Source organism: Okeania sp. SIO3I5, from assembly GCF_010672085.1.
In the GTDB taxonomy this organism is placed as follows: Bacteria; Cyanobacteriota; Cyanobacteriia; order Cyanobacteriales; family Microcoleaceae; genus Trichodesmium.
This window is the reverse complement of record NZ_JAAHHT010000234.1, coordinates 6,826-15,080: the sequence shown is the minus strand read 5'-3', so window position 1 is coordinate 15,080 and position 8,255 is coordinate 6,826. Positions and strand designations below refer to the sequence as shown.

6 protein-coding genes and 1 pseudogene are annotated in these 8,255 nt (G+C 33.2%); 4 read left to right on the top strand and 3 right to left on the bottom strand.

The window, feature by feature from the left end; all coding sequences use genetic code 11:
- Positions 1 to 426: 426 nt before the first annotated feature.
- Together F6K40_RS32670 and F6K40_RS32665 are read right to left on the bottom strand one after the other, a co-directional pair.
- Positions 427 to 1,911: a DUF2079 domain-containing protein gene (locus F6K40_RS32670; protein WP_293142145.1), complete on the bottom strand. Its 1,485-nt coding sequence runs from the start codon at positions 1,909 to 1,911 to the stop codon at positions 427 to 429.
- A 66-nt stretch (positions 1,912 to 1,977) separates the two neighbouring features.
- Positions 1,978 to 2,298 carry a hypothetical protein gene (locus tag F6K40_RS32665; protein WP_293142143.1) on the bottom strand — a complete coding sequence of 107 codons (321 nt, stop codon included), beginning with the start codon at positions 2,296 to 2,298 and terminating at the stop codon, positions 1,978 to 1,980.
- Between the two features lie 288 nt (positions 2,299 to 2,586).
- On the opposite strand from F6K40_RS32665, the gene F6K40_RS32660 reads away from it, so the two are divergent.
- Positions 2,587 to 3,030 (top strand): PIN domain-containing protein, encoded by a 444-nt coding sequence (locus tag F6K40_RS32660; protein ID WP_293142141.1) that lies wholly within the window; start codon positions 2,587 to 2,589, stop codon positions 3,028 to 3,030.
- On the top strand, positions 3,020 to 3,247 hold the full coding sequence (locus F6K40_RS32655; protein WP_293142139.1) for a hypothetical protein: 228 nt from the start codon (positions 3,020 to 3,022) through the stop codon (positions 3,245 to 3,247). Before F6K40_RS32660 ends, F6K40_RS32655 begins: the two co-directional genes overlap by 11 nt.
- A 265-nt stretch (positions 3,248 to 3,512) precedes the next feature.
- Here F6K40_RS32655 and F6K40_RS32650 read toward each other — a convergent pair whose 3' ends face one another.
- Positions 3,513 to 5,048, bottom strand: a complete 1,536-nt coding sequence (locus F6K40_RS32650; RefSeq protein WP_293142137.1) for a DUF2079 domain-containing protein — start codon at positions 5,046 to 5,048, stop codon at positions 3,513 to 3,515.
- Between the two features lie 702 nt (positions 5,049 to 5,750).
- Between F6K40_RS32650 and dxr the strand changes: the two are divergent.
- Positions 5,751 to 6,935 (top strand): annotated as a pseudogene (gene dxr / locus F6K40_RS32645) (1-deoxy-D-xylulose-5-phosphate reductoisomerase); the annotation flags it as partial.
- A gap of 3 nt (positions 6,936 to 6,938) precedes the next feature.
- The gene (locus F6K40_RS32640) at positions 6,939 to 7,397 is read left to right on the top strand and encodes a tetratricopeptide repeat protein (protein ID WP_293142147.1); all 459 of its coding nucleotides are present in this window, start codon (positions 6,939 to 6,941) and stop codon (positions 7,395 to 7,397) included.
- Positions 7,398 to 8,255: the final 858 nt, after the last annotated feature.

Below are 8,255 nucleotides of genomic sequence, written 5' to 3'. Positions count from 1 at the left end.
TAACGACTATTGCTCTATACGCAATAGTCGTTTCATTTGCTGAAGCTCCCGGAGCTGGATGAGCAAAATTTTCTCTTTTATTGCGTATAGAGCAATAGTCATTTCATTTTCTGAAGCTCTCGGAGACGGATGATGAAATTTTTCTCTTTTATTGCGTATAGAGCAATAGTCATTTCATTTTCTGAAGCTTCCGGAGACGGATGATGAAATTTTTCTCTTTTATTGCGTATAGAGCAATAGTCGTTTCATTTCCTGAAGCTCTCGGAGCTGGATGAGCAAAATTTTCTCTTTTATTGCGTATAGAGAAATAGTCATTTCATTTTCCGAAGCTCCCAGAGCTGGATGCTCAAAATTTTCCTTCCTTTTATAACGTCCCTACGGAGTATGGGAGTTTTCCAACACTCCCTATTCCCTATTCCCTATTCCCTATTCCCTATTCCCTTGTTTGAATAAATAAACATCATCCTGTTGGAAACCAAGCTGAAATTCTGAATTAACCTTGAGTTTATCGACTAATTTCCGCGAATATTCCTGACTACTTTTCCAACCGGGATGACGTACATTTACTAATACATAATCATACTCAACTAAAGCTTCATCTCTAGGTAACTCCTCCTCTTCAACAATTAACTTAATAAACTGACGGTGACTTAAATGAGGCGTAATTTCTGAAGTAGTTAAAACACCTCCCTTTGTCTGAACTAAACTAATCGCTGTTCGTGCTGCTTGCCAAGTATCTAAATAGTCTAAATAAATAGACCAAAAATAACCATATTTCGCCAAAGCTAAAAATCCGATGCAAGACCAAATGATTATAAATTTTGGTAAGCGGTTACTAACAATTGTAGATAGATTTTTATCCTTATCTTCTTGAGGGCGACGTAAATTCCAGAGCCAATACCATAAACCACATTTACCATCAGCGATCGTATAAATTACAGCCATTAATAAAAAAGGCAATATTGGCAAAGAATATTGATGAATTAAATCTCGTTGAGCATCAATTTTAGAGAGAATATTCATCGCTAAAACTGGAGAAGCAGCTATTAAAGGAGTAAAATATTTAGGAGCAAGCCACCAAATTATCGGCAGATTTAGCAAGAATAAATATTCTAAAGTTTTGAGAGAAATTAATTTACCAAATACCAGTTCTGGTCTTAACAAAAGATTCAATAAAATTTCTGGTATGGAGTTTCCTAAATATCGATAACGTCCGACTCCTCCTGGTGGTAAACCGTCTTTAAAATAAGGTATTAATATCTCAGTAGCAATAATAAACCAAGCCGTACCGGCAAATAAAGCTATTGCAGCGCACACCCGTTTTTTTTCAAAGAAATATAACCAAAAACCCATGGCAGCGACGGGTAAAGATAAAGCATCTTTACAGCCTAAAATCCAGATAATAGCTAAACTAAACCAGAGAGTTTTATCTAGTTTTGCTGCTAAAATTGCTCCTAATATTGCTGGTAATGCCATTACCTCTGGATGAAAATCAAATAAGTTGAGATTAAAGACTACTGGGTATAGCAAATAGACTATTACTATGGCAGAAGCTTGTTGTTTATTTAATCCTGAATAACGAGCTAAACTCCAAGTCGGAAAAGTTCCTATTGCTAAAGAAATTGCTTGTATTAATAATAACCAATAAACTGAGGGATAAATTTTATAAAGTAATGCCACGGGATACATTGCCCAAGCCGCATGATTACCTAAATGATGTATGTCTAAAAAGGTAGAAATGGGAGGTAAATTTTGACTTATTAAATAAGTAACTTGGTCATAAATTCCCATTTCAAAAGCAGAAGATTGAAATAATAAGTGGCGAATGCTGCTAGAGATAAATAAAATTATGGCAGCAATAATAGTTATTTGAAGTAGAAAATTAGATTTTAATTGTTTGAGAATTATCATTTATAGCGTGAAGTAACTAATTACCCTCCTAAAGACTTTAATAAATGGTTTCTCAAAGCCATTTATTCATAAACTATTTTTTGCGATCTCAATTTTTTGATAAAGATTTGCTCGCTTTGCTTCTTCGTCACATTGAGGATTTTCTATAAGGAAATTTGTAGCTAGATACAAAAAATCTCTTAGTTGTCCTCTTGTAAAACGGGAGCCTCCACCCAACTGACTTGAGTCCTGGGTAAAAATTAAACTTTGTAGCGACGAAATGCGATTTTGTATGTAATCAACAGCTTCTTTGCAAGTCATAGTTTGAGCAGAAGCAGCACCGTGACAAAAAATAACAGTCCCGGCTGCCAGCAAAGATCCAACCAATAAATTTCTAAGTTTATTCACAACACAAAAGTCTCCTTCTTGATAAAGAACTTAACGATAAATTACAGTAAGTATACACTAATTTTTTTGAGAACTAATTATTTTATTAAAACTTTATAAAATAGCCAAAATTGACAAAAACCAGTTGACCAGATCCAAACTAGCTTAAACTCTGTCAACACAGCTAGTTCTTCCAGTATTAAATCTGCTTTACTGACCAGATGACTAATCTGACCCCCAAAAATTTTAGATAATGCTAGTATACACAAGAAAAAAGAAAGGCTAACTTAATTCAGGAGATAGCATGATGTGATTAGGGTTTATTTAGATACCAGTGTTTATAATCGTCCTTTTGATGACCAAACACAGAAGAAAGTAGCCTTAGAAACTGAAGCAGTTGTGTTAATTTTAGAGATGATTAAAAATCAAGAGATTGAATTAGTTAACTCAAAACCGATAGAATATGAAAATATATTTAACTCCGATCTAAGCAGACAAGAAAAAATCACTAACTTTTTGACTTTAGCAACCATTTATCAAAAAATGGAACAATCAGAAGAAAAACGAGCAAAACAACTACAAAATCAAGGAATTAAATTACTTGATTCTTATCATGTAGCTTGTGCTGAAGCTTCACAAAGTGACTACTTTATAACTTGCGATAGGAGATTAATCAACCGCTGTCAAACTTTATCAACAATTAAAACTGTCAACCCTATTAATTTTATCACTGAGGTATCTTATGAAAACTAGAACAACTAAGGAAAAACAGGTTATTCAAGAAGCACTTTTAATTCTTAAAGATCATTTAGAACCCTTAAAATTTTTCCAATTTGTTGCCGCTTGTAATTTAGGGGAAGGAGACTATCTTGAGTTCAGAGATAAGTTATTTGAAAATGAAACCCACGAAAGCTTGTATCAAAAAATTCTTGAATTTAGAGACGCCAAAGAAACAATGGATAATGGATAATTGATAATCAAAACTATCTCTAATTAGGGTTTGCTTTTGGAAAGTCTTTTGGTAAGGGTAGGAGTCAGGAGAAATAGGAATTACAAAGGAGGTAGTAGTAACAATTGTAGAAGTTATTTTTCTGCCATATTCAACCCAAAATGCTAATTTTTTGAACCTGAGAAACCTAAAAGTTTGCACTTCATTTTTGAATTAAAAAAACTAAAACATTTACCTGTAAAGGGTTTAGATATTTAATCAGCAAACCCTAATTATCAATTATCAATTATCCATTATCCATTCCTTCCTTCCTTTGAAATACTACTACATCATTTTCTTGATAATTTAATTGCCATTCTTGGTTATTTTGAAGACTTTTAAACAGAATAATACCCGCCTCCTCAGTATCCGGCCAAGGATGATGTAAATTCAAAACTACATAATCAAATTCATCTAAATTATCTGGCTCTGTTTGATTCAATAATTTTACCATTGAACGATGAGTAAAATGAGGTGCTAATCGATTATCTGTCAGTACCCCACCTTTAGTTTTGACGTGAGTAATTGCATTATTTGTGGCTTGCCAAGTATCAAAGCTACCCACATAAGAAAATAAACTTGCTAGATTACCAAACAAGAGAAATATTAAAGTAGACCACAAAATAATTATGCGGGGATATTGAAAATTTGGTATTGGTAATCTCAGATTAAATTTGGGAATTTCTAACTTGATTATCCAATGTGATTCGATCTGAATACTCTGATTTTCTGTTGGAGAAACTGCTGCTAAACAGGAAATTACTGTTAATAATAAAAAACTAATGGCAGGTAACGAATACTGATAATTTAAACTTCTCTGAAACGATACTTCAGAGAGAACATTTAACATAATTGTCGGAATAGTTGGAATCAGGGGAATAAGATTAGGTAAAACAGCTTTATTTGTCTGAAGTAGTAGAAATATTCCCCAAATTACAGGTAAAAATAACACAAAAATATATTTGATAGTTTCAAACGATAGTATTTTTCCTAACACTACTCCTGGTTGTAGCAAAATATTAAAAATAATTCCTACAACCGAATCTCCCAAATAACTATAACGTCCGACTCCAGCTACTTCTTCACCACTGAAAAAAGGGATAATTCCCTGAGTGACAACTATAAACCAAAAAATTCCTAAAACAAGAGCAATTAAACCGCAAAACTTCCGCTTTTCAAAAGTTAGTAACCAGAAACCCATAAAAGCTACAGTTAATGATAAAACCGCCTTACAACCCAACACCCAAATAATAGCAATACAAAACCAGAAAATACGTTTTAGTCTCGCTGCTAAAATTGCCCCTAAAATAGCAGGCAAAGCCATAACTTCTGGGTGAAAATCAAATAAATTGATATTAAAAATTACCGGATATAAAAGATACGAAATAGCGATCGCTAATGCTTGCCCTCGATTTAACCCCGCTAGTCTGGCCAAACACCAAGTCGGCCAACTTCCCAAAGATAAACATAGAGCTTGTAGTAAAAGTAGCCAATGGACATCAGGATAGATTCTATAGAATAATCCTAAAGGATAGACAGTCCAAGCAGCATGATTTCCCAAATGGTGATATCCCAAAAAAGAAGAAATGGGAGATTCTCCTTGACTAATCAAATATACAACTTGGTCATAAATACCCAAGTCAAACCCGGTAGAGTAGAACAGGGCATGACGTAAACTACTACAGATAAAGAAAATTAAGGTTACTATAATTATTAGCTTGCTCACAACAGGTGGTGGGAGAAGAATTAGACTTTTAAATTTTGGTTCTTTGCTCTTATTCAATGAGTTCAATAATGTAGATATTTAAAGTTTCCCAAAATATTTATTATAAATTGAGGAATTACAAAAACCCTATTCAGATTTCTACGCTAATTTAGTAGTTATAAATAGGTTGTAACATTTTACCGTAGGGATTTGGTCAGATAAATCTCATTTTTGCTTGGGGAAAGGAGACCAAACCCCTACAGTTTTTTTTCAGAAATCAGCAATGATTTCTGAGGTTGTATTTCCTAGAAAAATCTGGCAATGATTTCTTGAATTTTACCATCATGTTTGATAGTTTTACTGTATCTAGTTTGCGAAATATAACACTGACTAATCCAGCAAAAAGTGGTACATATTAATAATTTCAAAAAAATCAGAAACAGGGAATTAAAGTATTAATATTTTTGTGAACTATTTTACGTTGAATTTTGCTTATTTAAATTAATGCTAATAGTTAATAGCTGTTGGCACACCATTCTGGAATAGAAATGCTTAAAGCTATAATATCACTTTGAAAAAAAATGCTAAAAAAGTACATCTTGATTCAGAGATACTGAAAAAGATTTGGTTCCATTCAAGTCAAACAGTTATCTCTATAATTTTCCCCTTTTTTTTCACTATTTACTCTTTCTCTCCTAAATAACTAAATTTTTCTTCCTTCTTCCTTAAATGACTAATGAATCGTATAGTGGAATTGTGGACAACTTTCTAAAAAAAAATATGAAAGCAATTACTATATTGGGATCTACCGGGTCTATTGGTACTCAAACTTTAGACATTGTGACTCACAACCCAGAGAAATTTCGAGTTATTGGGTTAGCTGCTGGAAGTAATGTAGAAATGTTGGCCCAACAGGTAAGACAATTTCGCCCTCAAATTGTTGCTATTAATGATGAGTCCAAATTTACGGCACTACAAGAGGCCATTGCTGACCAGGAACCTCAACCTATATTGGTTGCTGGCCAAGATGGTGTGATAGAAGTAGCTAGATATGGCCAATCAGAAGCGGTGGTGACGGGTATTGTCGGTTGTGCTGGTTTATTACCTACTATTGCTGCTATTGAAGCAGGCAAAGATATTGCTTTAGCAAATAAAGAAACACTTATTGCCGCAGGTCCGGTTGTTAATCCTTTAATTGAAAAATATGGAGTCAAATTATTACCAGCAGACTCAGAACATTCAGCAATTTTTCAATGTCTTCAAGGTATACCTAAAAATGGTTTACGCAGAATTATTTTAACTGCTTCTGGTGGTGCTTTTCGAGATTGGCCGATTGAGAAATTATCACAAGTAAAAGTGGCAGATGCTATTAAACATCCTAACTGGTCAATGGGTAAGAAAATTACTGTTGATTCTGCCACAATGATGAATAAAGGTTTGGAGGTTATTGAAGCTCATTATTTGTTTGGATTGGATTATAATAATATTGATATAGTCATTCATCCTCAGAGTATAATTCACTCTTTAATAGAGTTACAAGATACTTCTGTTTTAGCTCAATTGGGTTGGCCGGATATGCGTTTGCCTTTGCTTTACGCTTTATCTTGGCCGGAAAGGATTTATACTGATTGGGAACAGTTAGATTTAGTTAAAGCTGGAAGTCTGACTTTTAAGGAACCTGATAATTTGAAATATCCTTGTATTCAGTTGGCTTATGGTGCAGGTCGTATGGGTGGTTCTATGCCTGCTGTTTTGAATGCAGCAAATGAACAGGCTGTAGCTTTGTTTTTGGAGGAAAAAATTACGTTTTTGAATATTCCTAAATTAATTGAATATGTCTGTGAAAAGCATAAGTCGAGTCATCAAGAAAATCCGAGTCTAGATGATATTTTAGAAGCAGATAAATGGGCAAGAAAAGAGGCTTTAGTAGGAACTAGTATAGTAAATAATTCTCTAACAAATCTAGCCTTGGTTAATGTTGATGAAAATCAAACAGAAATAGAAACAGAAATATCTACAACTAAAGAAAAGGATCGGACAAAATTTAATGATTTTTATCAACGGGGATTAGCTAAATATGAACAGCAAGATTATCAATCAGCTTTAGCAGAATTCGATCGGGCGATAGATATAGACCCCAATCATATAGATGCTTATATTCATAGAGGTGATGTTAAAGATAAATTAGAAGACTATGAGGGAGCAATTGCTGATTATAATCAGGTAATTAACAGAGATTCAACCCATCCAAAAGCTTATTACAGACGGGGAAATGTACTGCGAAAAGCTGGAGATAATTGGGGAGCGATCGCTGATTATAATCAAGCAATTAGACTAAATCCTAATTATACATCTACCAAGTATAGGAGTGATATTCATGGAGACCTAGAAACTATAGAAAAATTGCTACAGGAGAAGTTTATCTAATCATTTTTCTAGCAAGAGAAAATGATGAACTACTCAATTATTGTTAGCAACATCTGAAGTCAAAAAATCATCAACTAAAAAGATTTTATTGAGGCAAACAATTGGGTGAATAGATACAAAACTCAACTGAAACTATCATCTACTATTTCAACAACTATAGTAGTCAAAAATTAAGTATGAAATCCTTCAAAAATAGTTATAGAGCAAGATGAAATGATTCGTCAAAAAAAACAGTAGGGGTTTGGTCTCCTTTCCCCAAACGGAAATCGGATTTAGACTAAATCCTAATTATCAATCTACCAAGTATCGGAGTAATATTTATGGAGACCTAGAAACTAGAGAAAAATTGCTACAGGAGTAAGTTTATCTAATCATTTGTCTAGCAAGAGAAAATGATGAATCACTCAATTATTATCAGAAAAATCTGAAGTGAAAAAAATCATAACTAAAAAGATTTGATTTAGTAAAAAAAACGGGTAAATAGATCCAAAACTAAACTGAAACTATCATCTAGTATTTAAACAACTATAGTAGTCAAAAACTAAGTTGTGAAATCCGGCAAAAATAGTTATATGGCAATATGAAATGATTCAGAAACAAAACTGTAGGGGTGTGGAGACCAAACCTAAGCAAAAATCGGATTTAGACTAAATCCTAATTAGACATCTGCCAAGTATCGGAGTAATATTTATGGAGACCTAGAAACTAGAGAAAAATTGCTACAGGAGTAAGTTTATCTAATCATTTGTCTAGCAAGAGAAAATGATGAATCACTCAATTATTATCAGAAAAATCTGAAGTGAAAAAAATCATAACTAAAAAGATTTGATTTAGTAAAAAAAACGGGTAAATAGATCC

Bases quoted from the DNA above. Each gene is read 5' to 3' on its own strand.
- F6K40_RS32670 (WP_293142145.1), bottom strand. From the start codon at position 1,911: ATGATAATTCTCAAACAATTAAAATCTAATTTTCTACTTCAAATAACT.
- F6K40_RS32655 (WP_293142139.1), top strand. From the start codon at position 3,020: ATGAAAACTAGAACAACTAAGGAAAAACAGGTTATTCAAGAAGCACTT.